This is a genomic window from Vibrio sp. Vb1554, from assembly GCF_033344235.1.
This window is the reverse complement of the sequence record NZ_JAWPOJ010000002.1, coordinates 197,004-223,749: the sequence shown is the minus strand read 5'-3', so window position 1 is coordinate 223,749 and position 26,746 is coordinate 197,004. Positions and strand designations below refer to the sequence as shown.

22 protein-coding genes and 2 pseudogenes are annotated in these 26,746 nt (G+C 44.2%); 13 read left to right on the top strand and 11 right to left on the bottom strand.

Annotated elements, in window-relative coordinates; all coding sequences use genetic code 11:
- Positions 1-387: 387 nt before the first annotated feature.
- The 4 genes and pseudogenes from R8N28_RS02870 to phaC form a co-directional block, all read left to right on the top strand.
- Positions 388-840: pseudogene (locus tag R8N28_RS02870) on the top strand (3-oxoacyl-ACP reductase); the annotation flags it as partial.
- 12 nt (positions 841-852) lie between these two features.
- Positions 853-2,059: pseudogene (locus R8N28_RS02865) on the top strand (acetyl-CoA C-acetyltransferase).
- A 44-nt stretch (positions 2,060-2,103) separates the two neighbouring features.
- Positions 2,104-2,451 carry a phasin family protein gene (locus tag R8N28_RS02860; RefSeq protein ID WP_005373550.1) on the top strand — a complete coding sequence of 116 codons (348 nt, stop codon included), beginning with the start codon at positions 2,104-2,106 and terminating at the stop codon, positions 2,449-2,451.
- A 66-nt stretch (positions 2,452-2,517) separates the two neighbouring features.
- Positions 2,518-4,293 carry a class I poly(R)-hydroxyalkanoic acid synthase gene (gene phaC / locus R8N28_RS02855; RefSeq protein ID WP_065275186.1) on the top strand — a complete coding sequence of 592 codons (1,776 nt, stop codon included), beginning with the start codon at positions 2,518-2,520 and terminating at the stop codon, positions 4,291-4,293.
- A 170-nt stretch (positions 4,294-4,463) separates the two neighbouring features.
- Here phaC and R8N28_RS02850 read toward each other — a convergent pair whose 3' ends face one another.
- The 6 genes from R8N28_RS02850 to napF form a co-directional block, all read right to left on the bottom strand.
- Positions 4,464-4,598, bottom strand: a complete 135-nt coding sequence (locus R8N28_RS02850; RefSeq protein WP_005373546.1) for a TIGR02808 family protein — start codon at positions 4,596-4,598, stop codon at positions 4,464-4,466.
- 11 nt (positions 4,599-4,609) lie between these two features.
- Complete coding sequence (locus R8N28_RS02845) at positions 4,610-5,188, bottom strand: NapC/NirT family cytochrome c (RefSeq protein ID WP_005373542.1); 579 nt, start codon at positions 5,186-5,188, stop codon at positions 4,610-4,612.
- A 28-nt stretch (positions 5,189-5,216) separates the two neighbouring features.
- The gene (locus R8N28_RS02840; protein WP_005389061.1) at positions 5,217-5,672 is read right to left on the bottom strand and encodes a nitrate reductase cytochrome c-type subunit; all 456 of its coding nucleotides are present in this window, start codon (positions 5,670-5,672) and stop codon (positions 5,217-5,219) included.
- Positions 5,673-5,750: 78 nt separating this feature from the next.
- The gene (gene napA, locus R8N28_RS02835) at positions 5,751-8,240 is read right to left on the bottom strand and encodes a periplasmic nitrate reductase subunit alpha (RefSeq protein WP_005389060.1); all 2,490 of its coding nucleotides are present in this window, start codon (positions 8,238-8,240) and stop codon (positions 5,751-5,753) included.
- The gene (locus R8N28_RS02830; protein ID WP_005373535.1) at positions 8,237-8,545 is read right to left on the bottom strand and encodes a chaperone NapD; all 309 of its coding nucleotides are present in this window, start codon (positions 8,543-8,545) and stop codon (positions 8,237-8,239) included. The genes napA and R8N28_RS02830 overlap by 4 nt, the downstream gene beginning before the upstream one ends.
- A gap of 47 nt (positions 8,546-8,592) precedes the next feature.
- The gene (napF, locus tag R8N28_RS02825) at positions 8,593-9,078 is read right to left on the bottom strand and encodes a ferredoxin-type protein NapF (protein WP_082240183.1); all 486 of its coding nucleotides are present in this window, start codon (positions 9,076-9,078) and stop codon (positions 8,593-8,595) included.
- 247 nt (positions 9,079-9,325) lie between these two features.
- Here napF and narQ point away from each other — a divergent pair, with 247 nt between their 5' ends.
- Both narQ and R8N28_RS02815 read left to right on the top strand, forming a co-directional pair.
- Complete coding sequence (narQ, locus tag R8N28_RS02820) at positions 9,326-11,062, top strand: nitrate/nitrite two-component system sensor histidine kinase NarQ (RefSeq protein WP_025767926.1); 1,737 nt, start codon at positions 9,326-9,328, stop codon at positions 11,060-11,062.
- A 4-nt stretch (positions 11,063-11,066) separates the two neighbouring features.
- Complete coding sequence (locus R8N28_RS02815; RefSeq protein ID WP_031777156.1) at positions 11,067-11,681, top strand: response regulator; 615 nt, start codon at positions 11,067-11,069, stop codon at positions 11,679-11,681.
- Positions 11,682-11,771: 90 nt separating this feature from the next.
- Here the strand turns inward: R8N28_RS02815 and R8N28_RS02810 are convergent, their stop codons facing one another.
- Positions 11,772-11,945, bottom strand: a complete 174-nt coding sequence (locus R8N28_RS02810; RefSeq protein WP_005373524.1) for a hypothetical protein — start codon at positions 11,943-11,945, stop codon at positions 11,772-11,774.
- A 266-nt stretch (positions 11,946-12,211) separates the two neighbouring features.
- Between R8N28_RS02810 and R8N28_RS02805 the strand changes: the two genes are divergently transcribed.
- A complete protein-coding gene (locus R8N28_RS02805; protein WP_065275187.1) occupies positions 12,212-13,075 on the top strand; it encodes a DUF6279 family lipoprotein in 864 nt (287 codons plus the stop codon).
- Positions 13,076-13,241: 166 nt separating this feature from the next.
- Positions 13,242-14,471, top strand: a complete 1,230-nt coding sequence (pepT, locus tag R8N28_RS02800; protein ID WP_065275188.1) for a peptidase T — start codon at positions 13,242-13,244, stop codon at positions 14,469-14,471.
- An 82-nt stretch (positions 14,472-14,553) separates the two neighbouring features.
- On the opposite strand, the gene R8N28_RS02795 is transcribed toward pepT, so the two are convergent.
- Entirely contained in the window at positions 14,554-15,018 is a 465-nt protein-coding gene (locus R8N28_RS02795) for a dCMP deaminase family protein (RefSeq protein WP_005373515.1), read from the bottom strand.
- 419 nt (positions 15,019-15,437) lie between these two features.
- Between R8N28_RS02795 and vmeY the strand changes: the two genes are divergently transcribed.
- On the top strand, positions 15,438-16,565 hold the full coding sequence (gene vmeY / locus R8N28_RS02790; protein WP_005389044.1) for a multidrug efflux RND transporter periplasmic adaptor subunit VmeY: 1,128 nt from the start codon (positions 15,438-15,440) through the stop codon (positions 16,563-16,565).
- A gap of 9 nt (positions 16,566-16,574) precedes the next feature.
- Positions 16,575-19,727, top strand: a complete 3,153-nt coding sequence (gene vmeZ, locus R8N28_RS02785; RefSeq protein ID WP_005373507.1) for a multidrug efflux RND transporter permease subunit VmeZ — start codon at positions 16,575-16,577, stop codon at positions 19,725-19,727.
- An 88-nt stretch (positions 19,728-19,815) separates the two neighbouring features.
- Here vmeZ and R8N28_RS02780 read toward each other — a convergent pair whose 3' ends face one another.
- Positions 19,816-21,585 carry a methyl-accepting chemotaxis protein gene (locus tag R8N28_RS02780; RefSeq protein ID WP_262635369.1) on the bottom strand — a complete coding sequence of 590 codons (1,770 nt, stop codon included), beginning with the start codon at positions 21,583-21,585 and terminating at the stop codon, positions 19,816-19,818.
- Positions 21,586-21,685: 100 nt separating this feature from the next.
- A complete protein-coding gene (arfB, locus tag R8N28_RS02775) occupies positions 21,686-22,099 on the bottom strand; it encodes an alternative ribosome rescue aminoacyl-tRNA hydrolase ArfB (protein ID WP_065275189.1) in 414 nt (137 codons plus the stop codon).
- 76 nt (positions 22,100-22,175) lie between these two features.
- On the opposite strand from arfB, the gene R8N28_RS02770 reads away from it, so the two are divergent.
- A complete protein-coding gene (locus R8N28_RS02770; RefSeq protein WP_017819896.1) occupies positions 22,176-22,778 on the top strand; it encodes a beta-phosphoglucomutase family hydrolase in 603 nt (200 codons plus the stop codon).
- An 88-nt stretch (positions 22,779-22,866) separates the two neighbouring features.
- On the opposite strand, the gene R8N28_RS02765 is transcribed toward R8N28_RS02770, so the two are convergent.
- The gene (locus tag R8N28_RS02765) at positions 22,867-23,859 is read right to left on the bottom strand and encodes an OmpA family protein (RefSeq protein ID WP_017635198.1); all 993 of its coding nucleotides are present in this window, start codon (positions 23,857-23,859) and stop codon (positions 22,867-22,869) included.
- A gap of 459 nt (positions 23,860-24,318) precedes the next feature.
- Between R8N28_RS02765 and aroG the strand changes: the two genes are divergently transcribed.
- The gene (aroG, locus tag R8N28_RS02760; RefSeq protein ID WP_017635200.1) at positions 24,319-25,371 is read left to right on the top strand and encodes a 3-deoxy-7-phosphoheptulonate synthase AroG; all 1,053 of its coding nucleotides are present in this window, start codon (positions 24,319-24,321) and stop codon (positions 25,369-25,371) included.
- A 159-nt stretch (positions 25,372-25,530) separates the two neighbouring features.
- Positions 25,531-26,703 (top strand): MFS transporter, encoded by a 1,173-nt coding sequence (locus R8N28_RS02755; RefSeq protein WP_025767923.1) that lies wholly within the window; start codon positions 25,531-25,533, stop codon positions 26,701-26,703.
- Positions 26,704-26,746 lie beyond the last annotated feature (43 nt).

The window sequence follows — 26,746 nt, the reverse complement described above, 5'->3', positions numbered from 1 at the left end:
GAATATATAAATTTAAAATGAAATTATATTTTAATCTATGCGTCATAATAGTGCGTATTGCACCAGTATGAGACAAGCTCTTATATCATTTTTAGATTAAATATATTCAATTTATTATATTTTATCGGTATTAATCATCATTGTATTAAAATAATCGAATTGATAACTAAATTATCATTAAATGCAGTAATTAAATGATATGTTTGATAATTATTTTTACCGATAATTGAATTATTATTCTAATCTCAAGTTTGTTGTAATCATATAGGCTTAAAATTCAGATCTTAAATCATGACATAATGTAACGTCTACCATTCTGTATGTAAGTTCATGATATTTAATAATTATGTTTCTATTTCTGTTGGTGTGGCTTTTGTGGAAGTGTGATTTAAAACAATGACTGCGCAAGCTTGGAATGATGTCATCAATACCAACCTCAATAGTTTATTCAACGTTACGCAACCCCTCTTCGCTGCAATGTGCGAAAAAGGCGGTGGTCGTGTCATCAATATCTCTTCAGTCAATGGTCTTAAAGGGCAGTTTGGTCAAGCAAACTACTCGGCGGCGAAAGCTGGGATGATCGGTTTCTCTAAAGCCTTAGCATACGAAGGTGCTCGCTCGGGTGTGACAGTTAATGTTATCGCTCCGGGTTACACGGGTACGCCAATGGTTGAGCAAATGAAGCCAGAAGTGCTGGAATCCATTACGAACCAAATTCCAATGAAACGTCTTGCGACACCAGAGGAAATTGCAGCATCAGTGAGCTTCTTGGTCAGCGATGCGGGCGCCTACATCACCGGAGAGACTTTGTCGGTGAACGGCGGCTTATACATGCACTAAGGAGAGAAGATGATGGAAAAAGTATTTATCGTAGCGGCGAAGCGTACTCCAATTGGTGCTTTTGGTGGTAGCCTGAAAAATACTTCTGCTGGCGATCTGGCAGCAGTAGCGATTAAGGGCGCGTTGGAAGCGGCAAAGTTGCCTGGCGACAAGGTTGACGAAGTGATTGTTGGCAACGTTGTTGGTGCAGGTCAAGGAATGGGTGTTGGCCGCCAAGCGGCACTGTTTGCGGGGATTCCTGAATCTGTTCCTGCATATGGCGTAAACATGGTTTGCGGTAGTGGCATGAAAACGGTCATGGATGCCGTGTCCCATATCCGTAGTGGCGATGCTGAGATCGTTGTTGCAGCGGGTGTTGAAGTCATGTCTCAGATTCCGTTTGCCGCACCAAGCAGCATTCGTGATGGCAACAAAATGGGCAATCTGGAGCTAAAAGATCTGCTCGTAGCGGACGGTTTAACCGATGTTTACAACCAATATCACATGGGTGTGACGGCAGAAAACGTCGCAAAACAAATCGGCTTAACTCGCCAGCAGCAAGACGAATACGCGCTGTCTAGCCAACAGAAAGCGGTAGCCGCTATCGAAGCTGGCAAATTTCAAGACGAAATTGTGCCAGTGGAAGTAAAGCAACGCCGTGAAACCGTGATGTTTGATACGGATGAATACCCAAAAGCGAACGCGACAATGGAAGCCTTAAGCAAGCTACGTCCTGCTTTTGACCGCGAAGGCACTGTGACTGCGGGTAATGCATCAGGTATTAACGATGGCGCGAGTGCGATTATCGTGGCGTCTGAAAGCGCAGTTAAAGCATGGATTAACGCCGCTTGCTGAGATCGTAAGCTATGCGCAATCGGGTCTTGATCCGAAGATCATGGGCCTAGGTCCTGTTGAGTCGGTCAATAAAGCACTCGAAAACGCAGAACTCACAGTAAATGATATCGACGTTTACGAGTTAAACGAAGCATTTGCAGCGCAAGCACTTGGCGTGATTCATCAGTTGGCGGAAACAAACCAAGTTCCAGTTAACGCGATTCGAGATAAAGCGAACTTTAACGGTGGTGCTATCGCGCTAGGACACCCGCTTGGTGCATCTGGAAACCGAATCTTAGTCACGCTGGTTCACGAGCTTCATAAGCAAAATGGTCAATATGGCGTTGCTTCACTTTGTGTGGGCGGCGGCATGGGCACGGCTGTGGTTGTAAAGACAGTTAAGTAATTATTTAAACGGACATTTTTAATTCTTTCTCTAGGAGACAAACCATGTACACAGATTTCTTCAAAACATTTAGCGATCAAACTGAAAAAAATCTAGAACCTTACTTGAAGTTCAACAAGCTAGTGACAAAAAACGTAGAAGTGTTGACCGAGCTTCAATTGAACGCCATTCGCACATACAGTGAAGTGGGTCTAAACCAGATGAAAGCAGCGACAGAAATCAAAGACGTAACGTCATTGACTGCTTTCAACAGTCAGCAACTAAGCGTACTTACTAAACTTTCTCAACAAATGATGGATGACAGCAACAAGCTTCAAGCGATTGCAAAAGAGTTCAAAGAAGACGTTGAGAAAATGACTTCGGAAAATCTAAAGACTGTTACTCCAGCGTAATTTGTCCGATTCTCGCCGCCCCTAGATTTGGGCGGCGTTGTTTTTTCCGAATATAGGAGTAAGACTATGTTTCAACACTTCTTTTCGGACTATCTTGTGAAGCTTCAGGAAACCAATCATCAGTGGTGGCATGATGTCGAAGTGAACAAGGCAGTCGTGAACTCTCCTTTAAACAAGGCCATGCAAGAAGTGAACTTTGAGGATACTGCCAAACTGTTCGAACAAGCTGCGAATCAGCCTGCTGCGATTTTAAAGCTGCAAGCACAGTGGTGGGAACAGCAGCTGCAAATTTGGCAGAATGTTGCATTGGCAGGGAACCAAGCACAAATCGTCGAAGCTGAAAAAGGGGATAAGCGTTTCTCAAACGAAGCGTGGCAAAATGAAGCCATGTATAGCTTCATCAAACAATCCTACCTTTTATTTAGTAAGACCTATCTGGACACCATCGAGTCTTTGGAAGGCTTAGATGAAAAGACGAAAGAACGTATTATTTTTTTCTCTCGCCAAGCCATTAACGCCCTTTCTCCTTCCAACTTCATCGCCACTAACCCAGAGCTTTTGAAGCTGACACTTGAGCAAAACGGTCAAAACTTACTGGCAGGCTTAGAGCAGTTGAAAGAAGACGTTGAGTCGAGCGCAGACATTTTAAAAATTCGTATGACGAATAACAATGCATTCCGCGTGGGCGATGACGTTGCGACGACACAGGGCAATGTGGTTTTTCAAAACGAATTGTTTGAGTTGATTCAATATCGACCTCTAACAGAGAAAGTGAATGCGACGCCGCTGCTCATCGTCCCACCTTTCATCAATAAATACTACATCCTTGATTTAACAGCAAAGAACTCAATGGTTCGATGGTTGTTAGAGCAGGGGCATAGTGTATTTATGATGTCTTGGCGCAATCCAGGCAAGGCACAAGCGCACATAGAGTTTGGTGACTACGTGACAGAAGGCGTAGTGAAAGCCGTCGCTGCAATTGAAGATATAACAGGACAAGAGCAAATCAATGCTGCTGGTTATTGTATCGGTGGTACTGTTTTAGCAAGCACGGTTGCCTACTACGCTGCAAAACGTATGAAGAAGCGCATTAAGTCTGCCACTTTCTTCACCACGTTGCTCGACTTCTCTCAACCAGGTGAAGTCGGCGCGTATATCAATGACACCATTGTTAGTGCAATTGAAGCGCAAAATAACGCAAAAGGGTATATGGACGGCCGTTCCTTAAGCGTGACGTTTAGTTTACTGCGTGAAAACAGCTTGTACTGGAACTACTACGTCGACAATTACTTGAAGGGTAACAGTCCGGTTGATTTCGACTTGTTGTACTGGAATAGCGATAGCACCAACGTCAGCGCTGCATCTCACAATTTCTTGCTTCGCGAGCTCTATTTAGAGAACAAGCTGGTGCAAGATAAAGGCGTCAAAATTGGTGGAGTGTGGATTGATCTAAATAAGATCAAAATTCCTAGCTATTTTGTGTCAACGAAAGAAGACCACATTGCGTTATGGCAGGGAACTTACCGTGGTGCGCTGAACACGGGTGGTAACAAAACGTTTGTCCTCGGTGAGTCTGGTCATATTGCGGGCATCGTGAACCCTCCAGCTAAAAATAAGTATGGCTATTGGTTGAACGATAATTTGGATGACTCTGCTGATGAGTGGTTGAATAACGCGGAACACAGAGAGGGATCGTGGTGGACACACTGGAACGAGTGGTTACTCCAATTCAACCCTAAAGAGCAAGTTGAGCCTTTCCCTATTGGCTCAGAAAACCATCCGGTTATTGATGAAGCGCCAGGACAATACGTCAAACAGGTTCTGCCAGTAAAAGAATCTTAAACAACTCCCTATAGCAGTAAATCTTAGCGGCCTTTATGGTCGCTTTTTTTATGTATGATTGCTTGTTTATTGTTGGCAAGTACCATTGAGCAATAAATAAAAAGCGCCGAGCATTTGCTCGGCGCTCAGTGTCAACAAATAGGCTAGTTGACGAGTAGAGATGCGTTACGTTACACCTCTTTATCCTTACCAAATGACAGCAGCCAGAGAGAGATTGCTGCTACCGCCACAAAGCCGGAAAGAATAATCACTGGCATAGCACTGTAGCCAAGGATATGCCAAATTACAGATTCTAATGTACTCATGGTAAGTCTCCTTAGTGCCAGCCTTCAACGCCGCTCATGTCTGGTAGTTTGTGCGCAATACCTTTGTGACAGTCTACACATGTTTTCTCGCCTGAGGCTAGAGCGGTGGAGTGCTGTTCTGCCGCACGTGATCCTTGCTGAGAGTAATCCATGAAATCAAACTCATGACAGTTACGACATTCAAGAGAGTCATTCTTTTTCATACGTGCCCACTCTCGCTCTGCGAGGTGTCCACGACGCTCTTGGAACTTCTCTGGCGTATCGATCGTCTTCGTTACGAAGTGTGCAAATAGCTCTTTAGATGCCTGTACTTTACGAACGATCTTATCCGTCCATTCATGAGGAACGTGACAGTCTGAACAAATCGCACGAACACCAGAACGGTTGGAGTAGTGAATTGTTTCTTGAATTTCAGCAACGATCGGCGCGTGACAGCCAGAACAGAATTCTTCTGTGTTGGTTGCTTCCATACCTGTGTTGAATGCGCCCCAAAATAGAAGGCCACCAGCGAAGCCTAGAAATAAAACCACACCAGCGGCAGCTTTACTCGGGCTCGACAGTCTCTTCCAAAACGCTTTAAGTATTTTCATAAGTAACCTCTTAGTACTCGCGTTTCAATTACTGAAGCGAATCGACTGCCTTAAACTCGTTTTCCACTAGTGGTTTTGCATCCGTTTGTGGAACGTGACATTGCAAACAGAAGTAACGACGAGGAGACATATCTGCCAGTACCGCATCTTCTCTGTTTACATAGTGCGTTACGCTAATTTTAGTCGCACCTGACTCTTTTGCATTTTTCCAGCTATGACATGCAAGACACTTGTTAGCATTTAACGAAATTTCGTAGTGACGAATGCTGTGTGGGATCAACGGTGGTTGATAAACATAGCTGTCTTCAACGATTTGATCTTTAGGGAAGTCTTTGAACTCGTCTGCTGGACGCGTATCTTCCAATTGAGACATTCCACGTAAAGATTCTAGACCACCAATACCACCAGGATTATCCAACTCAGCTTGCGCAATGCCTGTCACTAACGCACCTACAGATAAAACTGCGACAAGTAATTTTTTCATCATTTCATCTCCGCCTTTATGGCTTAAATTCTTTATTAGGCCGCCATAATGACGGCCGTAGCATTCAGTATCTGAAGGTTAAGCAATCTTAGTGATTTTGACTGGGCACTTCTTAAAGTCTGTCTGTTTAGACAGTGGATCAGTCGCATCTAGGATAAGCTTGTTAATCAAAATACGTGCATCAAAGAACGGTACGAATACCAAACCTTTTGGCGGACGGTTACGACCGCGAGTTTCAACACGAACGCGTACTTCACCGCGTTTGTTTGCCATGAGTACTTCTTCACCACGACGAACATTGCGTGCTTTTGCGTCTTCTGGGTGCATGTAACACACTGCGTCTGGTACTGCTTTGTATAATTCAGGTACACGACGAGTCATGGTGCCTGTGTGCCAATGCTCAAGAACACGACCAGTACATAACCACATATCAAATTCATCGTTCGGTACTTCTGGTGGCGCTTCGTATGGCGCGGAAATGATCTTCGCTTTGCCATCAGCATTGCCGTAGAAGTCCCAACCAGAACCTTCTTTTGCGTATGGGTCTGAACCTTCTTTAAAGCGCCACTGTGTTTCTTTACCATCAACAACAGGCCAACGTAGACCACGTACTTGATGGTAGCGGTCGTATGGAGCCAAATCATGCCCGTGACCACGGCCAAATGTTGCGTATTCCTCAAACAGACCTTTTTGAACATAGAAACCGAAGTGGTGAGCATCGTCATTCAGTTCACGAGCTTCTTCGATAGGGAATTTGTCGACGTTACCATTGCGGTAAAGTACGTCGTACATTGTTTTACCACGGTATTGAGGCGCTTTCGCTAGAAGCTCTTCAGGCCACACTTCTTCCATTTTGAAGCGTTTCGAGAACTCCATTAGCTGCCACAGGTCGGATTTTGCTTGACCGACTGTGCCCACTTGTTGGTACCAAGCTTGAGTACGACGCTCTGCGTTACCGTAAGCACCTTCTTTTTCAATCCACATTGCGGTAGGAAGAATAAGGTCTGCTGCTTGTGCTGTTGCTGTCGGGTATGGGTCAGACACAACGATGAAGTTTTCTGGGTTGCGGTAACCTGGAAGACGTTCTGTGTTGATGTTTGGACCGGCTTGCATGTTGTTGTTACATTGAACCCAGTAACAGTTCAGAACGCCGTCATTCAGCATACGGTCTTGCAATACGGCGTGGAAGCCAGGTTTTGGTGGAATCGTACCTTCTGGCAGTTTCCAGATGTCTTCTGCAATCTTACGGTGTTTAGGGTTAGCAACCACCATGTCCGCTGGTAGGCGGTGAGCAAACGTACCAACCTCACGAGCGGTACCACATGCTGATGGTTGGCCCGTTAGTGAGAATGGACTGTTCCCCGGAGTCGAGATCTTACCGGTTAGTAGGTGGATGTTGTAAACCAAGTTATTCATCCATACACCACGAGTATGCTGGTTCATGCCCATTGTCCATAGAGACATCACTTTCGTGTTTGGATCCGCGTATTGCTTCGCAAGCTCGATAAGCTTCTCTTTCTCAACACCAGAGATTTCAGATGCTTTCTCTACTGTGTATGGCGCTACTGATTTCTTGTACTCTTCGAATGAGATAGAAGTGAGTTTGCCAGAGTTCGGGTTCTTCGCTGCTTTTTGTAGCGGATCATCGTCACGTAGACCGTAGCCGATGTCAGTGTCTGCTTGAGTGAAGTTCGTGTGTTTGTTCACGAAGTCCCAGTTTACTGCATCGTTTTCGATGATGTAGTTTGCGATGAAGTTAGCAATTGCAAGGTCAGACTGAGGATTGAAAATGTAGCCGTGGTCTGCCAACTCAAATGAACGATGGTAGTAAGTAGAAAGCACGTTCACTTTAACGTGAGGGTGGCTTAGGCGGCGGTCAGTAATGCGAGTCCATAGAACCGGGTGCATCTCTGCCATGTTTGAGCCCCAAAGAACGAAAGCGTCTGCGTTCTCGAAGTCATCGTAACAACCCATTGGCTCATCGATACCGAATGCGCGCATGAAACCTACAACGGCAGAAGCCATACAGTGACGAGCGTTTGGATCAATGTTGTTTGATCGGAAGCCTGCTTTCATTAACTTTGACGCAGCGTAGCCTTCCATTACTGTCCATTGGCCTGAGCCAAACATACCTACGCTTGTTGGGCCTTTTTTCTCGAGGGAAGCTTTCCATTTCTCAGCCATGATGTCGAAAGCGTCATCCCAAGAGATAGGTGTAAATTCACCATCTTTGTGGAATTTGCCATCTTTCATTCGTAGCATCGGTTGAGTTAGACGGTCTTGACCGTACATGATCTTAGAAAGGAAGTAACCTTTGATACAGTTCAGACCTTTGTTTACTGGTGCTTCTGGGTCACCCTGTGTTGCTACCACTTTGCCGTTTTGAGTGCCAACAAGAACAGAACAGCCTGTACCACAGAAACGACAAGGTGCTTTGTCCCATGTGATTTTGGTTTGATCAGAGCTTGCAATCAGGTTGGCTGCAGATGCTGGTAGTGTCACACCTGCGACAGCAGCAGCTGATGCAGCCGCGTTTGCTTTCACAAACGCACGTCTTGTCATTTTCATACTTCACCCTCGATTTGGGAATGTTGTGTTCCAGTGTCTTCTTCATCCGTTTCTTCAAGCCCAGTTTCGATTTGGTGATAAACCAATACCGTGCTTAAGACGTTCGGTAAATTGTTAATGGCATCGATAGTGTCTGTGATGAAACCTTGGTTCTCAGTTTCAAGTACGACGATAATCTTGCCTTCAGGACTGTCACCATAGATTTCCGCATTTTCGTGTGCTTCTATCTTTTGTTTGATTTCGTCCAAATGTTCCGGCAGCACATGTACTACCAAACTTGAAATATGCACTTCATTTAGTGACATATAGCTCTCTCATTTATTTTTATTGCCTTTGGCCGACGACATTCGGCTTAGGCTGTTATATTGCTCACATTGATGGATGAAGTCGGGCACACTGAAACACAGGCGCCGCAGCCGTTACACTCATCAAGGTCTAAATTGGGTTGTGCTACTTTCCCCAGTTCTAATTTGAACTGAATTGCCATCGGGTCGCACATATCCCCACAGCTTCGGCATTCGACATTTTGTTTTGCTAAGCAGTTATCGTTGATACTTGCTTTTGCTTGCCAAGGTTGTTCTGTTTTTGGCAAGAAAAGGGGCTCAGGACAGGCGTTTGCACATTGATAGCAAAATGTGCATTCATCGATGGAAAAATCGACCGAGGGGAATCCGCCATCACTTTTGGTTATAATCTTTGTTTCACAGGCCTCAATGCATTTACCGCAGCGAGTGCAATCGTCCGTAAACTGTTGCGGTTTAGTTAACCAAGGCAAACGTACGGCGTTGTCGGGGTGCGCTTTTCTTGCAAAGAGTCTTCTTCTGGAAAGGTCTACCACTTAGTCACCTCGAAACTTGGAACCCAAACTAAGCATAGTCCACAATTTTCATTAATAAACTGTCATTTAAACTAACGAAATTGTAGTTTTTGACATATTTGTATAAATACCTCTTAGGGGGTAAATGGTATGCAATATTGTTTTGGATCAATAAATTCCGTCGCAGGTGATCACATATTGATAAAGTTGAAAGGTAATGGGTTCATTGCCCGTACAAATAGGATTGTTAATGGGCGAGGAACTCAGATTGTTTAAAAATGTGAAAAAGTCAGTGACGCGCACGATTGCGTCCGCGATGCTTCTTATTTTGCTGCTCTCAGTCGCTACGACTGGTTTTGCGATTTTTACGTTAGCGTCCAGTTTGAACGATGCTGAAGCCGTCAATGTTGCTGGCTCGATGCGAATGCAAAGCTACCGTCTGGCGAATGATATTCAGGTTAAATCTGTTGACTATTCTTCACATATTGACGCATTTGAACATTCGATATATTCACCTTCAATGAAAGCGCTTCAGCATTGGTCTGTGCCAGAAGACATCACTCACGATTACTACCGTCTTATTATCAGATGGCATGAACTCAAGGCGGTGCTTAGAGGAGACAACCCGGCAGAATATCAACTCCTAGTGGCCGGTTTTGTTGAACAAATCGATGAGTTTGTATTTAAGCTACAAAGCTTTTCGGAGCAAAAACTGATTAACTTAGCCTGGATTGGTGGGTTAGGGTTGGGTGGCATTCTTTGTGTCAGTATGTTTGTCGTTCATTTTGTGCGCCTCGAAGTTGTTCGGCCTCTGCGTGCCTTAGTTTTTGCTAGCGAGCAAATTAAAAATCGCTCATTCAATATATCGCTCAATGTATCTAGCGATAATGAAATGGGAATACTGACTCGAACCTTTAATCGGATGGCGACAGACCTTGGTAAGTTGTACCGAGGATTAGAACAAGCGGTTGATGAGAAAACACGTAAATTGCAGCATGCCAACCAGTCTTTAGAGGTGCTGTATGACTCGTCAAAAGAACTCACGGCGTCGCGTATTAATCAAGACAATTTCCAGGCGATTTTGCAACATATCGTCAGTCTTGAGGGCATTAAAGCGGTCAAACTTGAAATCGAGCAGCTGGGAGAACCGAGCTGGATATTGATGGAAGGAGAAGAATGCTGCCAAGATTGTGATGAAGATTGCCACGGTAAAGCCCTGATGCTAGATGGTGAGCACTTGGGTTATTTATATTGGAAAGCAGGGTTACCTTGTCCGAACGAGGCTCTTATTGACAACTTCGTGCAGATTTTATCACGCGCCGTGTATTACAATCGGGCGCAGCGCCAAGCAGAACAAATTCTGCTGATGGAAGAGCGAGCCACTATTGCTCGGGAGTTGCATGATTCATTGGCTCAAGCACTCTCTTACTTAAAAATTCAGGTCGCTTTGTTAAAGAGAAGCGTAAAGAACTTGCCTGACGAAAAGGCGATCGCGCAGGCTAATCAAGTTATTGCTGAGCTAGATACGGGCTTATCTGCGGCTTATACGCAGTTACGCGAGTTACTGACGACGTTTCGTCTTACGATTAAAGAGGGCAGTTTTGGCCAAGCATTGCAAGACATGGTTGAAACGCTCAGTGAACAAACTGCTGCGGACATTACGCTAAAAAATAGACTTTCATCAACTGAACTGGATGCACATCAGCAGGTTCATTTACTACAGTTGATAAGAGAAGCGGCAATTAATGCTATCAAACATGCGCAAGCAGATAATATTCACATTCAATGCCTCGATAATGATGGAAAAGTCACAGTAACCGTTAGCGACGATGGAATAGGCTTTGAACATCAAGACGAAAAATTAAATCATTACGGTATGAGTATCATGCAAGAGCGGGCCGCTAGACTGCATGCCGATCTTCACATCGAAGCATCGATAAACAAAGGTTGTACCGTAAAATTAGAATTCCAACATAGTAAGGAAGTAAACAGTGACAGTGTGTAAAGTAATGCTGGTGGATGATCATCCACTCATGCGAAGAGGTATCCACCAGCTTTTAAGCTTTGAGCCTGAGTTTGAGGTTATTGCAGAAGCAAGTAATGGCGCGGATGCAGTAGCGAAAGCGCATGAGCTGGAACTGGATCTTGTACTTCTTGATCTTAATATGAAAGGCATGTCTGGCCTTGATACTTTGCAAGCACTGCGTGCAGATGGCTGTGAAGCCAGAATTGTCATTCTAACCGTTTCAGATAGCCCAGCAGATATCGAAGCAATAGTTCGAAGTGGTGCCGATGGCTATTTATTGAAAGACACTGAGCCCGATGAGTTGGTTGAGTTGCTAAAACAAGCGCACCAAGGGGACAAGGCATACAGCCAAGAAGTTTCTAAGTATTTGAGTGAACGTTCAGAGCAAGAGGACGTGTTTGATACACTGACCGATCGTGAATCGCAGATCTTAAGAGAGGTGGCAAGAGGTTTCCGCAACAAGCAAATTGCCGATCGTCTTTTTATCTCTGAGTCTACGGTTAAAGTACATATGAAGAGTTTACTTAAAAAGCTTCAAGTTCCTTCTCGTACTGCAGCAACCGTCCTTTATCTTGAGCGCTTTGGCGACATCAAATAACATTGTTGGATTTGAATCTGTAATGATAAATAAAATCAAATAGTTATATTGATTTTGACAAGTAAAAAAACCGCCTAACAGGCGGTTTTTTTACTTGTCTGGGCGAATAGAGTACAAGTCACTGTTGTGCTTACCACACTCCAAATAGTACTGATAAGCCACTTTTTTGCTTTCAGCAATGACTCTCATGCAGTGCATTTTCCCCTGTTCAAAATATCGAATCTCATATTCTACACTGGTATCAAGTTGCTCAGCGGCTGCCATACTTCGCCTCCATAAACCATCCAAAAAACATCCATGCAAATTATATGCCGTTATAGGGAGCGTCGTTCGGTACGTTTTTTAGCCGATAATTGCGCTCTAACTCACTTTTTTGCGGATAGCTGTGATCAAAAAGTTAATTTCAAACTCTATATATTATTAAGGTGGCAATCAATATTTGTCACACTGGTGTAAGTTTGCCGCAATACTAAACTAAGTGATACAGGTTGAGTATAGAACTTAATCAACAGAAAAGGGAATACGAATAAGTGACTAAATTAAAGGATGTATCTAATAAGGCGCTTCGTTATGGCCTTCTATTTTGTTTCGTATTTCTGCTTGCCGGTTGTGCGAAAAAGTTTTTATACAGCAATATCGATTGGTTCGTGCTCGATTACTTAGAGGACTATATCTCGTTGCAAGGGGAACAAGAAGTCCTAGTGGAAGAGCGCTTATTACTGTTGGCAGACTGGCACAAGAAAGAGGAGTTACCATTATATATCGAACATCTAAAAGACCTTGAGAGATTAAAAGCGAGCGATATCACCTTAAATTACTTACAACAAAATCGAGATAGAATGCGAGCGCATTACGATAGAGTGGTCAGCAAAGCAGCACCAGATCTTTTTGCGTTAAGTTTGCAATTAACGAAAGAGCAAGAACGCGAGTTTTTGAGTAATGTACAAGAACACTATCAAGAGCGAAACGCAAAATATGCCGATAAGACAGAAGACGAAGTGCGTGAAATTATTCTGGATAACACTGAAGAGTGGATGGAAGAATGGCTAGGGAATCTATCAGGAAATCAGCGTCAATTAGCTCAAACATTTTCTCAGCAAGTTATTTTAAACAGCCCTTTATGGAGAGATTATCGAGCCACGGTATATCAAGAGCTCGAATACTTGTTCGACAACAAATCTAATGTTGTGACTTATCAAGATATATTTATGCGACTCTTGTTCGAGCCAGAGAGTTATTATAGTGAGCAGCTTTCTCTGAATATTGACTCTAACTTTGCATTGGTTGATCAACTGACATTAGATGTTTCTCGTTCGATGACCGATAAGCAATGGCGTCATTTTCGTGAAAAGGTTAAAGAGTGGCGAGTACTGGCAGAGGAACTTTTAGATTAAATTCATGCTTCAATGAGCGGAAGCAAAGCGCAAAAGCCTTTCTTATCAAAAAATGATTCAAAGCAAATTCTTATTGAGCTAAGAGCGTAACATAGCGTGAGGTTTGATGAGGCAACGTCAGCTTATCAATGCGAAGGCCTCATCGTACAAAACAATGAGAATAAATATGAAACATTTAGTTGAAAGATTTCTTCGATACGTCACGTTTGATACCCAATCCAATCCACATGTGACGCTTTGCCCAAGTTCACCTGGTCAGCTTGTGTTTGCTGAGTTACTTAAAAAAGAGATGATCGAGCTTGGTTTAAGTGACGTGACTTTGGATAAAAATGGCTATTTGATGGCTAAACTGCCAGCCAATATTGACTATGAGGTTCCTCCTATCGGCTTCATTGCCCATATGGATACCGCGCCGGATGCATCTGGCAAAAACGTAAAGCCGCAATTCATCGAAGATTACCAGGGTGGCGATATTGCATTAGGGTTGGGGTATGAAGTGTTATCTCCCGTGCAATACCCAGATTTACATCACCTACATGGCCACAATCTTATTACTACCGATGGCACTACATTACTTGGCGCGGATAACAAAGCCGGTATCGCAGAGATTCTTTCCGCGGTAGCTCTGCTACTGGAAAACCCAGACATTCCACACGGCGACATTTGTATCGGCTTTACTCCGGATGAAGAAATCGGTCGTGGTGCAGATTTGTTTGATGTTAAAAAATTTGGCGCGAAATGGGCATACACTATAGATGGTGGCCCGCAAGGTGAATTGGAATACGAAAACTTTAATGCAGCAAACGCTGATGTAATTTTTCATGGAGTTAGCGTTCATCCAGGTACTGCAAAAGGCAAAATGGTCAATGCGATGAACTTGGCTGCGAAATTTCAAGTTCAAATGCCCCAAGATCAAACTCCGGAAACAACCGAAGGTTACGAAGGGTTCTTCCATCTAAAATCGGCAGAAATGGGCGTTGCACGAAGCGAGCTCGGTTACATTATTAGAGACTTTGACCGTCAAAGGCTTGAGGAGCGAAAAGCCTTTATGCAGAAACTCGTCGATGAAATGAACACGGGTTTACGCCATGGTTCTGTAGAACTAAAAATAAAAGACAGCTATTACAATATGAGAGAAATGGTTGAGCCTTACCCTCATATCATTGAGCTGGCAAAGCAAGCGATGGAAGCGTGTGATGTGGAACCGATTATAAAACCTATTCGTGGTGGTACAGATGGTGCTCGTTTATCTTTTATGGGTTTGCCGTGCCCGAATATCTTCACCGGTGGTTTTAACTTCCACGGAATTCATGAGTTTATTTCTGTTGAAATGATGGAAAAATCAGTACTCGTTATTGTCAAAATTGCTGAGCTCACAGCGAAAAAACACAGTTAAAAGACTACGTCGAGACCTCTTGCAGATTTAATAACAAAATAGCCCAGATCTTCCTGGGCTATTTAAATATTAAGATGGAATACTAGCGCACGTCTTTGTCTTCAATTTCAATGTCTTCTAGTGGTAACCAGTCGACTTTCACACCCGCTTGATCGAACATATCTTGACTGACTTGGATTTTATCTCCCCAGCGAGATAAAAAGTCTTCAGACTGCTCAGGGCAGTGTACGTGTGAGATCCCTGTTTGAATGATCTTTGCCGCGCAGTTAGGGCAAGGAAAATGCGTTACCCAAATATCACATCCGTCTAAGTCACGTTTTGAGAACAAAATTGCGTTCTCTTCCGCGTGCAGTGTTTTAAGGTATTTCAACTCGCGCTCATCGGTGTCGACACTGTCAGAAACACCATGTGGATAGCCATTAAATCCAACAGATACAATGCGATTCTGTTTAGTAATAACGGCACCGACTTGTGTTGATGGGTCCTTACTCCAAGACGCCACTAGTTCTGCCATCTGGTAAAAGCGTTTCGCCCATTTAGAAATCATAGTCATCCTCTCTGTCGAAGGCGTTGAATTAATTGAATGATAACCCATTTACATTAAAAAAATAGTCAAAATCGGGGTCTTGAGTATGAAGGCGTCACTTTTTACCTTTTTAGCCACAAAACGTTCTTATCTTGAGCACTGAATCTCACTTTACGCCCGAATACAATACTCCCGTTAGTGTTTCCAAGCACACGCTAAAATTCGCGATCTCCTAAGGCGTATATTAAATAGTTATGATTGAGTTGTATGTATATTGCTCATTGAATACCACTGTTAACTAAATTACTTTATTTTCCTTTTGTTTCTCATGTTTACATTTAGAAACACCTTGGGCGCTTTTCAGTGAAGTTTTCAGTGGCAGCAAGGAGTAAGGTTGATAGGAATTCAACAATATCCTGTTCTATAAAGACGGTAAATACATGCAAAAGAAACCACTTGTCGCACTAATGGCGGCTACAGCAATCCTCGCTGGATGCGGGGAAGCTAATAATGCCCAAACGAAAGGTCAAGCGCCTCTCGTAGTGACTCAGGATGTCACGGTTATCGACTACCAACCGAGCAAGTCTTATATCGGTCGCATTGAAGCAGTAGAAGATACCAATATTACCGCGCAGATTTCTGGCTACTTAAAAGCTCGTCACTTTGAAGAGGGGCAAATGGTAGAAAAAGGGCAGCTCCTTTACTCTATCGAGCCATCTTCTTTTGAAGCCCAAGTCGCGAGTGCTAAAGCCGCACTTGCACAAGCTAAAGCGGCGCTAAAAAAAGCCGAATTAGATCATACTCGAGGTAAAAACTTGTTGCCTCGCGGTAGTATCTCTCAATCTGAGTTTGATGCTTTAACTGCGGCACTTCTTGGTGCGAGAGCAGAGCTAGAAGCGGCAAATGCTCAACTTAAACTTGCTGAAGTTAACCTTTCCTATACTCAAATCCGAGCACCTTTTAGCGGACGTATTAGTGATACCAAAGTGAGTACGGGTGATCTGGTTTCTCCATCATCTGGCGTGCTGACAACTCTGGTGAGTTTAGATCCAGTTCATACCTCATTTAGTGTGAGTGAGCGTGAGCGTTTAGCTATGGGTATGGATCAAGTAAAAGGTGATGGCTCGGCTGAATCAAACCGCGTTGAAGTTCAGCTTGAACTGGAAAATGGACAGTTTTTTGAGCATCTTGGTAAGCTTGATTTCTTAGGTAATCGTATTGACACCAAAACGGGTACGATTGCTATGCGCGCGCTAGTGCCAAACCCAGAGCAGAAGTTACTTCCGGGTCAACACATCAAAGTGAACTTGAGAGATAAGAACACGAAAGACGTTATTGTTATCCCACGACGTGCCGTACAGACTGACTTAGAAGGTGACTTTGTGATGGTGATGGCTGAGGGAAGTGTGGCAGTGCGTCGTAACGTCGAGCTTGGCCCTCAGGTTGAACAAGGCATTATCATTCGAGAAGGGCTCGATCAGGAAGATACGGTTATTACACAAGGCCTACAACGTGTGCGTAATGGTGTAGAAGTGCGCCTTCAAGCACCTGCTGAAGATAAGCAGTAGGGGGGCACTATGTTAAGTCGTTTCTTTATTCAGAGACCTAAATTCGCGCTGGTTATTTCGATCATATTAACGCTAGCCGGCGCGATCTCACTGGCGATTTTGCCAGTGGCTGAGTACCCACAGATAAGCCCGCCATCAGTAAGCGTTTCGGCTTACTACACTGGCGCGAGTGCGGAAGTTGTCGAGCAGGCCATTGCGGACCCCATAGAGACCTCAGTCAACGGCGTTGAGGATATGATATACATGTCTTCAAAGAGCGCGAACGATGGCTCTTACAGCCTAAACGTCACGTTCGATGTTGGCACCGATCCAGATATGGCGCAAGTTAACGTGCAAAACCGCGTGTCACAGATTGAGTCAAAACTGCCTCAAGAAGTTCGCATGGTTGGTGTGACGGTGAAAAAGCGTTCACCTGACTTGCTGATGGTACTTAACTTCTATTCACCTGATGGCAAATACGATGATCAGTTCTTGATTAACTACATTAACTTGAATGTAAAAGATCAGTTGGCTCGTGCGAAAGGTATCAGTGAAGTTAACGTGATTGGTGGTGGCGAATACGCAATGCGTGTTTGGTTAGATCCTGAAAAAATGGCCAACCTTAAGCTAACCACGTCAGACGTATACGCCGCTTTGGCTGAACAGAACGTTCAAGTTGCGGCAGGGCGTGTAGGTGCAGCACCATACAACAATCCGCAAGAAGTTCAGTTTAACCTTGTGACCAAAGGTCGCTTGGAAAGCGTGAGTGAGTTTGAGAACGTAGTCCTTCGAGCTAATCCCAATGGCTCTACGGTTTATCTGAAAGATGTTGCTCGCGTTGAACTAGGCAAAAAGTTCTACGATGGTAACGGTAAGTTCCGTGGCCAGGACGCGTCAATCGTTGCGTTGTCTCTTCAATCGGATGCGAATGCGTTAGAAAGTGGTCAGGCCGTCATGGAGCTCCTTGAAGGCTTGAGCAAAAACTTCCCAGAGGGAATGGAATACGAGACCAGCTACGATACAACCGTGTTCGTATCTGAATCGATCAAAGGGGTAGTAAAAACACTGATTGAAGCGATTCTATTGGTGATTGCTGTAACTTACTTGTTCTTGGGTAGTGCGCGTGCAACGTTGATTCCTGTTGTCGCGATCCCCGTTTCTCTGATTGGTACGTTTGCCATCATGCAGGCAACGGGCTTCACCATTAATACGGTTACTTTGTTTGGCTTGATCCTTGCGATTGGTATCGTGGTGGACGATGCGATTCTGGTTATCGAAAACGTCGATACTACCATGGCGAAAGACCCAAGCATTTCACCGCGTAAAGCGACGTTGCTAGCGATGAAAGAAGTAACGGGACCAATCATCACGTCGACCTTGGTTCTACTTGCGGTATTCATACCCGTCGCCATGCTGCCAGGTATCACCGGTATCATGTATCGCCAGTTCGCTTTGACCATCTGTATTTCGGTTGTGATTTCATCCATCAATGCATTGACGCTGTCTCCAGCACTTTGTTCTCTGGTATTGAAGCAGGGTGGGGGCAATACCGCTAACTGGTTCCAGGCTTTCAACCGAGGCTTAGAGCGCATCACTACGCGTTATGGCCAGATCGCTGGTTTCTTGGTGAAGAAGTCTTTACTGCTCGTGACGTTCTTTATAGTTGCTATCGCAGCGGTCACTTTCTTTGCGAAAACCACCTCTACAGCGTTTGTTCCTCAAGAAGATAAAGGCATTTTGCTGGTTAACGTACAGCTACCAGATTCAGCCTCTTTATCACGCACTGAAGAAGTCACCAATGATTTAATGAAGATGATCGGTGAAGAACCTGGTGTGGATGGTGTGACGGTTGCGAACGGTTACTCGTTTATGACAGGCGCAGCAGCATCAAACGGTGCTTCTGTATTTATCAAATTGCATGATTGGGATACTCGTAACTCGCTGCAAGGAGAGCACTCTGCTAATGCTATCGCGGCACGTATTAACGGTCGAGCGGCGACAGAGTTACCTCAAGCGGTTGTTTTTGCGATGGGACCACCAGCGGTTCCTGGTATGGGCGCTGCGTCTGGTTTTGAGTTTGTGCTTGAAGACACGCTAGGGCGAAGTCGTACCGATTTGTCGATGGTCATGGGAGAAATGATCCAAGCGGCCAACCAAGCGCCTGAAATTGCCTACACGTTTAGCACGTTCCGCGCGAATGTTCCGCACTACTACGTTGATATCGATCGTGAGAAAGCGCAGCAATTAGGTATTTCGCTGTCGTCTATTTTTCAAACCTTGCAAGGCAACTTAGGTTCGCTTTATGTGAATGACTTCACCATGTTTGGTAAGAACTTCCGCGTAACCATGCAAGCTGATAGCCAGCACCGTAGCAGCATGGAAGATCTAGAGCGTTTCCATGTTCGTTCTTCGAACGGTGATATGGTCCCGTTAAGTACGCTAGTGAGCTACGAGCAAGTGTTTGAGCCTGATGTGGCATGGCGTTACAACATGTACCGCAGTGCTATCATTCAAGGCCAACCAGCTCCGGGTTACTCTAGTGGTGATGCGATTGCCGCAATGGAACGCGTTGCTGCTGAAGTTCTTCCACAAGGATACACGTATGAATGGACAGGTATGGCTTATCAGGAAGTGCTTGCGGGCAACCAAGCCATTTATGCGTTTGCGCTGGCTTTGATCTTCATTTACTTGTTTATGGTGGCTCAGTATGAAAGTTGGAGTATTCCACTGGCTATTATTTTGGTGGTCCCAGTAGCCACGTTAGGTTCCTTCCTTGCGTTAAATCTAACTGGCACGCCGCTTAACTTGTATGCCCAAATTGGTCTTGTCTTGCTCATAGCCTTGGCGGCGAAAAACGCAATTTTGATTGTGGAGTTCGCCAAGCAAGAGCGTGAAGAAAAAGATGCTGATATCGATAGTGCAGCGGTTAAAGGAGGCACGTTACGTTTCCGCGCTGTGAATATGACATCTTGGTCATTTATCCTAGGTATCTTCCCGCTTATCTTTGCCGCTGGCGCGGGGCACGTGAGTCAAAACTCACTCGGCGTGTCGCTGATTGGTGGTCTATTGTGTGTGCTTCTAGCAGGTACATTCTTGATCCCAGGCTTCTACGCTCTGGTGCAAAGACAGCGTGAGAAAGTTCATGGCGGCAACACCAAGCTGGTTCCTCTTGATGATGAGTAATCACATCCGAAGTGCGCAGTAAGCACGAAGTGACAATTGAAAAAAGCCCGAAGCAATGATTGCCTCGGGCTTTCTATTTTGAAAAGGGTTATTTTAGCGCAGTTTTGAATTGTGCAACGGCTTCATCCATATCATGAGCTTGAGCAGAGACAGAGTTCACTTCATGCAAGCATTCCTGAGCGGATTGCATGTTATTCTCAGATATTGCGTTTAGCTCGGTGATTGAACCGCTAACTTGGTTCATAACGATACCTTGTTCTTCAATTGCTGAAGCTATGCGCTCCGAATTACCTTGAATTGAATGCATGTCAGTGATGATCTGCTGTAGGCTAGAATCCAGTTTTTCAGAAGCATTAAGTGTTTGTTGCCCTTGATCGTTACATTGATCAATATCAGCAACAACTGTAGACATTTGAGTTTGAATATCTGCAACTACCCGCGTGATTTCCTCTGTGGATTGATGAGTTCGGCTAGCTAGGGCGCGTACTTCATCGGCAACAACTGCAAACCCGCGGCCTTGTTCGCCTGCTCGCGCGGCTTCAATTGCTGCGTTGAGAGCTAGTAGGTTGGTTTGCTCTGCAATCTCTTGGATGATGTTCACGGCACCACCAATTTTATCTACATGCTGATTCAGCGAGCCAATCGACTGCTGGCTGTTTGATAAAATCGTGGTTAGTTGACCGATGTTGGTTACCGTCGCCTCAACAACTCCTCGACCTTGTTCGGCATTATTCGCTGCCTGATGAACGCCTTCTACCGCAACTGATGTGCTTTCAGAGATTTCACCTATTGTGGCAACCATTTGCTGAACTGCCGTCGCCATTGATGCAGTGTGGTCAGTTTGAGTGTGGAATTGCTCCATAACGCCTTCTAACTCACGATGCATATTATCGGTACTTGCAGTGAGTTGCGCCGATTTTTCTTGGGTACTACTAATTAGATGCTCAAGCTTATCCAATAGGTCATTGAGGTGATGACTGATATCAAATAGCTCGTCTTGACCTTTCAAATCAGATCGAAGTCCCATGTTGTTCGTTTCGCTGATACTTCGAATGGTGCCAAGTAAGCTATCCACTCGCGTATTGATTGAACGTGAAATTTGCCAAATCAATGCGAAAATAACGACTAAGATCAGAGCTGTAATGACCTGCTTGATGGTCGACATTTGTTCATCACGTTGTGCGGCAGCAGAGCTAAGGGCTGTGGAAAAGGTTTCAAATTGCTCTTCTACGGCATGAGATAATGCGCGAGTTTCACCGAGTAGGCCTTTGTCATAAGCAACCCCAACAACTTGCTTTTGGGCCGCCAATTGCTTACCTGTTTTGATAAGCTCAGGAGCATATTGCCCCTCAAGCAAGTCACTATTGAATAGTCCTGCTTTTACCGCAGAGTCAAAACGGACTAATGCCAATAACTGCTGGTGGTCTGAACGTTGTTTTGCTTCTAATAGTGCTTGTTCGTAACCAGCGAGAAGCCCACTCTTTGAATCAAGCCCGTATCGTTGGTAAGCGCTGACCAGATTCTGAAAGCCCCTTTGGTATGCGAGCAAGTCTTGCTTAAATTGTTGACTGGAAGGTAATTCATTACTCTTGAGTATATTCGCAAGCTCTTTTTCTGTGTCTATAAACTTGTCAACATTGGCGTCAAACTTATTTAGATATTTGTCATTACTACGTAGTAGGAAATCTTTTTCATTTCTGCGTAAGTTGAGTAAGCGTATTTCTAGATCACCAACGAGTTTGATGGCGTGATTAAGGTCATTGCTCTTATTTTCAAAATGGGATGACGTACCCAAAAGGGCCACGATGCCTAAAATGGCGATAACTCCGAGGAAGTAGAGTTTTTGCCTAATAGTCATATTGTTGTTTCCTGAATAAGTAACTAAAAAGAGAAATCCAATGAGATTTCCAAGGGCTAGCAAACGTTGTTCAACTAACATGTCGAGAAAACGACATGCACTAATACAGCACTTTTTTACGTTGCTGTTTTTTCGCTCCGTGCTTGTTTTTTGTATCAAGTCGTCGGCGTTGAGAAGCGCGGGTTGGTTTCGTTTTCATACGCTTCTTCTCCTGTAAAGCGGCAGCTTTTATCAATGCTTGAAGCCGATTTAGGGCGTCTTCCTTATTTTGTTCTTGTGTCCGAAATTGTTGCGCTTTGATGATGATCACGCCATCTTTACTTATACGACTATCAGAAAGTGCAAGTAATCGCTCTTTGTAAAAGTCAGGTAAGCTTGAATGCCGGATATCAAAGCGCAGGTGTATAGCGGACGCTACCTTGTTAACGTTCTGGCCACCATTTCCTTGAGCTCTAATTGGGGATAATTGAATTTCCCACTCTTGAATTGTGACGGAGTTCGAAATTTTGAGCATGATAAGTAAATGCCGGTAAGGACGATTGAAAGAGCTGATAAATTAACATTACAGATGCACAAATAGAAGAAAAGACATGAGCACGATTGATTTTAGACCCTATGAGGGATTCATATTTGATATGGATGGTACTCTAATCGATACCATGCCAGCCCACTTGGCAGCTTGGCAAGCAACTGCTGAGCGTTTTGATTTTCCGTTTTGCCAGGAATGGTTTCACAGTTTGGGAGGGATGCCGAGCTTTAAAATTGTTGAGGAACTAAATCGTGTGCATGAGCTTTCGTTAGATCCTAAAACTGTCGCGACATTTAAAATGGAAACATTCGCTGCTATGGAGCTTCATGGTGACGTTATTCCTTGCACGAACATCGTGTTAGAGGAATATTTAGGCCATAAGAAAATTGCAGTCGGGACTGGCAGCCAACGAGAAAGTGCCATGCGCTTATTAAGTCATGCAGGTTTATTAGACAAGTTGGATGTTGTAGTAACCGCGAGTGATGTAGAGAACCATAAACCCTTTCCAGATACCTTTTTGGTGGCCGCGGAACAACTCGACTTGGAGGCGTCACAGTGTCTTGTGTTCGAGGATACTGAGCTGGGGAAGCGAGCGGCGCATGCAGCTGGTATGGATTGCGTTATGGTGCAAGATAATGAGTTGATCTTTTTCCCAAAACCATAGTGGCAATATCCCTTAATATGAGATCAAAACGGGGTGCAAATGCACCCCATTAATTTTTACCACATCATCGATCATGAATCATAGATGCTTATTCAGGCTGAACTAGCTCTTGGTATTCAAATGAAGGTACCACAACTTCTACGCGACGGTTTTTCTCACGACCTTCGCGAGTGCTGTTGTCAGCAACTGGGTTTTCTTCACCCATACCTTTAACTGTCAAACGATCTGAACCAATGCCAGCTGCGGTTAGGTAATCAGCAACAGATTGAGCACGACGCTCAGACAGTTTTTGGTTGTATGCCGCAGGGCCTGAGCTATCCGTGTAACCAGTAATCTCTACTTGAGCTTGAGGATATTCGTTCAAGAATGAAACAAAGTTGTCCAGACGTTCAGAAACGGAATCTGTTAACTTAGCACTATCGAATTCAAACGTACCTGTACCGTACTCTTCTTTGTGCACCTTGCTCATCATCACTGGTTCTGGATCTGGCTCGATCACTTCTTCCGTTACAACTGCTGCAACAACTGGAGCTGCTGCGAATTTGTAGTTAACACCGATACCAAAGAAGTTAGCATCCATGTCGTCCCACACGTCGTCAGACATGTCTTGGTAGCGTTGGTATTCAGCGCGAACACTCCAGTTTCTATCGATCGAGTATTCAGCCCCCAAAGAACCTGTTGGGACAAAGTCTGTTTCGTCATCAGACATCATGTAAGCACCACCGATCTTAGCAAACAGATTCCAAGAGTCGTTTAAGTGCCAGTTGAATTTAGGTGCAAGTGTTAAAGCCGTTAGATTGCCGTCAATCGTATTAACCGTGTTAGCCCCTGACATCGAGTTAGCTTTGTAGTCGCCTAAGAAGTCTACGCCGTACTCTAGCCCAATGATATCGGTAAAGTCATAACCGATATGTAGTCCTGCACCGAACGCTTCATCATCACAAGGGCTATTTAGATAGCAAGCGTCGTCAAGTGTAGTCATGCCCACTTTGCCCCCGATGTACATTTCAGCTTGAGCAGAGTTTAAAAGCGCGCTACTACCAGCTACCACTGCTGCTACTGCAATTGCTACTTTGTTCATAATGTTTCCTTGTATTGATTGCATATTAACTTCTACTTCGTTTTATCAAAAAATTAGAAAAAACCAGCGTTTATAAGAAATTAGTTTAATATTCTAATCATTTCATATCAAGCAACAATATATTTGAACTTGATCAACATTTACTACCCAAAAATACCTCACAAACTTCTGATATTTCTTACATTGTAGTAAAGATTTTTTGGTGCATAAGAAAATTGATGATTATTTTGAACTTTTTTTCGTAAACTTTACTTTACATTGTGCGCGGTGGTTAACAGGTGGTTTTTATTTGCATTTATTTGCAAAAACTGATTGCAAGTCTACGCCTAAGCCGATAAGTTACTTAAACGCTAGACAGAAAATGACCACAGCCCTTGATGCTGCTCGCTTTGTGAACAATGTTGCAATGAGTTCAGTTGGTAAAAATGAGGTCGGAAATAAAACCAGGAAGTAGAAGTAATGTTTCAAACTGATGATGTAAGAATAAATAGAGTAAAAGAGTTATTGCCACCTGTTGCAGTATTAGAGAAGTTCCCAGCGACTGAAACCGCTTCTTCGACCACTTTTGATTGCCGTAACGCCATTCACAATATTCTTGAAGGAAAAGACGATCGATTACTCGTGATCGTTGGCCCGTGTTCTATTCACGATCCGGCTGCCGCGGTTGAGTACGGTAAAAAGCTAAAAGTATTACGTGATGAACTGGGCGAGCAGCTTGAGGTTGTTATGCGAGTTTATTTTGAAAAGCCGCGTACGACCGTTGGTTGGAAAGGCCTTATCAATGACCCTTACTTAAATGACACCTATAAGCTAAATGATGGTCTACGTATCGGACGTAAACTTCTTCTTGATCTAACCGATATGGGCTTGCCAACGGCAAGTGAATTCTTAGATATGATCACACCTCAGTACGTGGCGGATTTGATCAGTTGGGGCGCTATCGGTGCTCGTACGACAGAATCTCAGGTTCACCGCGAGCTAGCTTCTGGTCTTTCTTGTCCTGTAGGTTTCAAAAACGGTACAGACGGGAATATTAAAATAGCGAGCGACGCGATTCGTTCTGCAAGCGCTTCCCATCACTTCCTTTCAGTAACAAAATACGGTCATTCCGCGATCGTAGAAACCGCTGGTAATCCAGACTGCCATATTATTCTACGTGGCGGTAAAGAACCAAACTACAGTGCAGCACATGTAGCTCAAATTAAAGATGAGCTGGACACCGCAGGTCTGCCGAAAAAAGTGATGATTGATTTTAGCCATGCTAACAGCTCGAAGCAGTTCAAGCGTCAAATGCTGGTGTCTGATGATGTATCCGAACAAATCTCTGCTGGCGAAGAAGCCATTTTTGGTGTGATGATCGAGTCTCATTTAGTTGAAGGTCGCCAAGACTTAGTGGATGGCAAAGCAGCCACTTATGGTCAGTCGATTACTGATGCATGTATTGGTTGGGAAGATACGGAAACGGTACTTCGTCAGCTTTCTGATGCAGTAAAAGCGCGCCGCAACAAGTAAGCTCAACAGAAAAACTTTTTAAAAGCGTAAAGTGAATAGTGAAGAGCCAGAGGTACTATGCCTCTGGCTCTTTTTGTTGAGAATTACTCTCATATCTTTCTATTGTTTCTGCTTTCCTATATGTTATCTGTATACGTTGTAACCAAAAGGAATTTGGAATTGAATCGTAATGTATGGCTTCTATCCCTCTGCCAAGCCTTATTAATGACAGGGAATATTTTACTCATATCTGTTATTGCCCTTATTGGCAAAACACTTGCGCCGTCATCAAGTTTTATCACATTACCAGTTGCACTGCAGTTTTTGGGACTGATGGCCGCGACAATTCCCGCGTCGCTAATTATGGGCAAGTTAGGGCGTCGCCTTGGTTTTAGCCTTGGTAATGTCATTGGCATTTTGGGTGCTAGTCTAGCGACGTATGCATTAAGTCAACAAAACTTCTATCTGTTCTGCATGTCTACGTTTTTGCTTGGTGTTGGTATAGGTTTCGGTACTCTATACAGGTTTGCTGCCATTGAAGTGTGTGAAGAGTCGGCAAGGCATAGGGCGATTTCGATATCTATGGCGGGTGGGGTGTTAGCGGCGATCCTTGGACCTAATTTGGCGGTGTACTCACAGCAGTGGTCAGGTGATGGCTTATACATTAGTGCATTTGCTGTGCTTGTCGTGCTTTATATAACCGCGTTGGTTGTGCTACAAACCATTCGTTTTCCACCTGCACACACGCAGGCGCTACACGCTAAGGCGGATAAGCTGAGACTGATTATTCGTCGACCTAATTTCATGCTGGCCGTTATCGCGGCAATGGTTGCGTACGCGGTGATGAACATTTTAATGACAGCAACTCCTTTAGCGATGATTGGTTGTGGCTTTGATTTTGATAAAGCGGCGGGAGTGATCGAATGGCACGTGTTGGGTATGTTTGCACCTGCGTTTGTCACGGGCCGTCTGATAGAGCGGTTTGGCGCTAAGAATATGATTTTGGCGGGTGGATTGCTATTTGTTGCTTGTATTGGAATTAATATACATGGAGTGTCTATCTGGCATTTTAGTCTTGCTTTAATCCTGTTAGGAATAGGGTGGAACTTTATGTTTATCGCAGCAACCGGGCTGTTTAGTCAAAGCTATGAAGCGAAAAACAGAAGCAAGGCTCAAGCGTTTAATGAATTCTTCGTGTTCAGTTGTGTCACCATCACCGCATTACTATCTGGTTGGCTTGAGTCTACCGTAGGTTGGCAGAATCTTAATTTGTATGTTCTTCCATTTGTGTTACTCGTTATCGCGATGTTTGCGTTAAAAACGAATAAAAAGCCAGAATCACAAACCGCTTAATTAAGGCTTAATATATAACCCGGCCGATCGTGTCGGGTTTGTT

Excerpts from the sequence above, each read along its gene's own strand:
- pepT (WP_065275188.1), top strand. The coding sequence starts at position 13,242 with ATGAAACATTTAGTTGAAAGATTTCTTCGATACGTCACGTTTGATACC.
- vmeY (WP_005389044.1), top strand. The coding sequence starts at position 15,438 with ATGCAAAAGAAACCACTTGTCGCACTAATGGCGGCTACAGCAATCCTC.
- napA (WP_005389060.1), bottom strand. The coding sequence starts at position 8,240 with ATGAAAATGACAAGACGTGCGTTTGTGAAAGCAAACGCGGCTGCATCA.
- R8N28_RS02850 (WP_005373546.1), bottom strand. The coding sequence starts at position 4,598 with ATGAGTACATTAGAATCTGTAATTTGGCATATCCTTGGCTACAGTGCT.
- R8N28_RS02830 (WP_005373535.1), bottom strand. The coding sequence starts at position 8,545 with ATGTCACTAAATGAAGTGCATATTTCAAGTTTGGTAGTACATGTGCTG.
- phaC (WP_065275186.1), top strand. The coding sequence starts at position 2,518 with ATGTTTCAACACTTCTTTTCGGACTATCTTGTGAAGCTTCAGGAAACC.
- R8N28_RS02810 (WP_005373524.1), bottom strand. The coding sequence starts at position 11,945 with ATGGCAGCCGCTGAGCAACTTGATACCAGTGTAGAATATGAGATTCGA.
- aroG (WP_017635200.1), top strand. The coding sequence starts at position 24,319 with ATGTTTCAAACTGATGATGTAAGAATAAATAGAGTAAAAGAGTTATTG.
- R8N28_RS02770 (WP_017819896.1), top strand. The coding sequence starts at position 22,176 with ATGAGCACGATTGATTTTAGACCCTATGAGGGATTCATATTTGATATG.
- R8N28_RS02765 (WP_017635198.1), bottom strand. The coding sequence starts at position 23,859 with ATGAACAAAGTAGCAATTGCAGTAGCAGCAGTGGTAGCTGGTAGTAGC.
- R8N28_RS02845 (WP_005373542.1), bottom strand. The coding sequence starts at position 5,188 with ATGAAAATACTTAAAGCGTTTTGGAAGAGACTGTCGAGCCCGAGTAAA.
- R8N28_RS02780 (WP_262635369.1), bottom strand. The coding sequence starts at position 21,585 with ATGACTATTAGGCAAAAACTCTACTTCCTCGGAGTTATCGCCATTTTA.
- R8N28_RS02860 (WP_005373550.1), top strand. The coding sequence starts at position 2,104 with ATGTACACAGATTTCTTCAAAACATTTAGCGATCAAACTGAAAAAAAT.
- R8N28_RS02840 (WP_005389061.1), bottom strand. The coding sequence starts at position 5,672 with ATGAAAAAATTACTTGTCGCAGTTTTATCTGTAGGTGCGTTAGTGACA.
- R8N28_RS02815 (WP_031777156.1), top strand. The coding sequence starts at position 11,067 with ATGCTGGTGGATGATCATCCACTCATGCGAAGAGGTATCCACCAGCTT.
- vmeZ (WP_005373507.1), top strand. The coding sequence starts at position 16,575 with ATGTTAAGTCGTTTCTTTATTCAGAGACCTAAATTCGCGCTGGTTATT.
- R8N28_RS02795 (WP_005373515.1), bottom strand. The coding sequence starts at position 15,018 with ATGATTTCTAAATGGGCGAAACGCTTTTACCAGATGGCAGAACTAGTG.
- arfB (WP_065275189.1), bottom strand. The coding sequence starts at position 22,099 with ATGCTCAAAATTTCGAACTCCGTCACAATTCAAGAGTGGGAAATTCAA.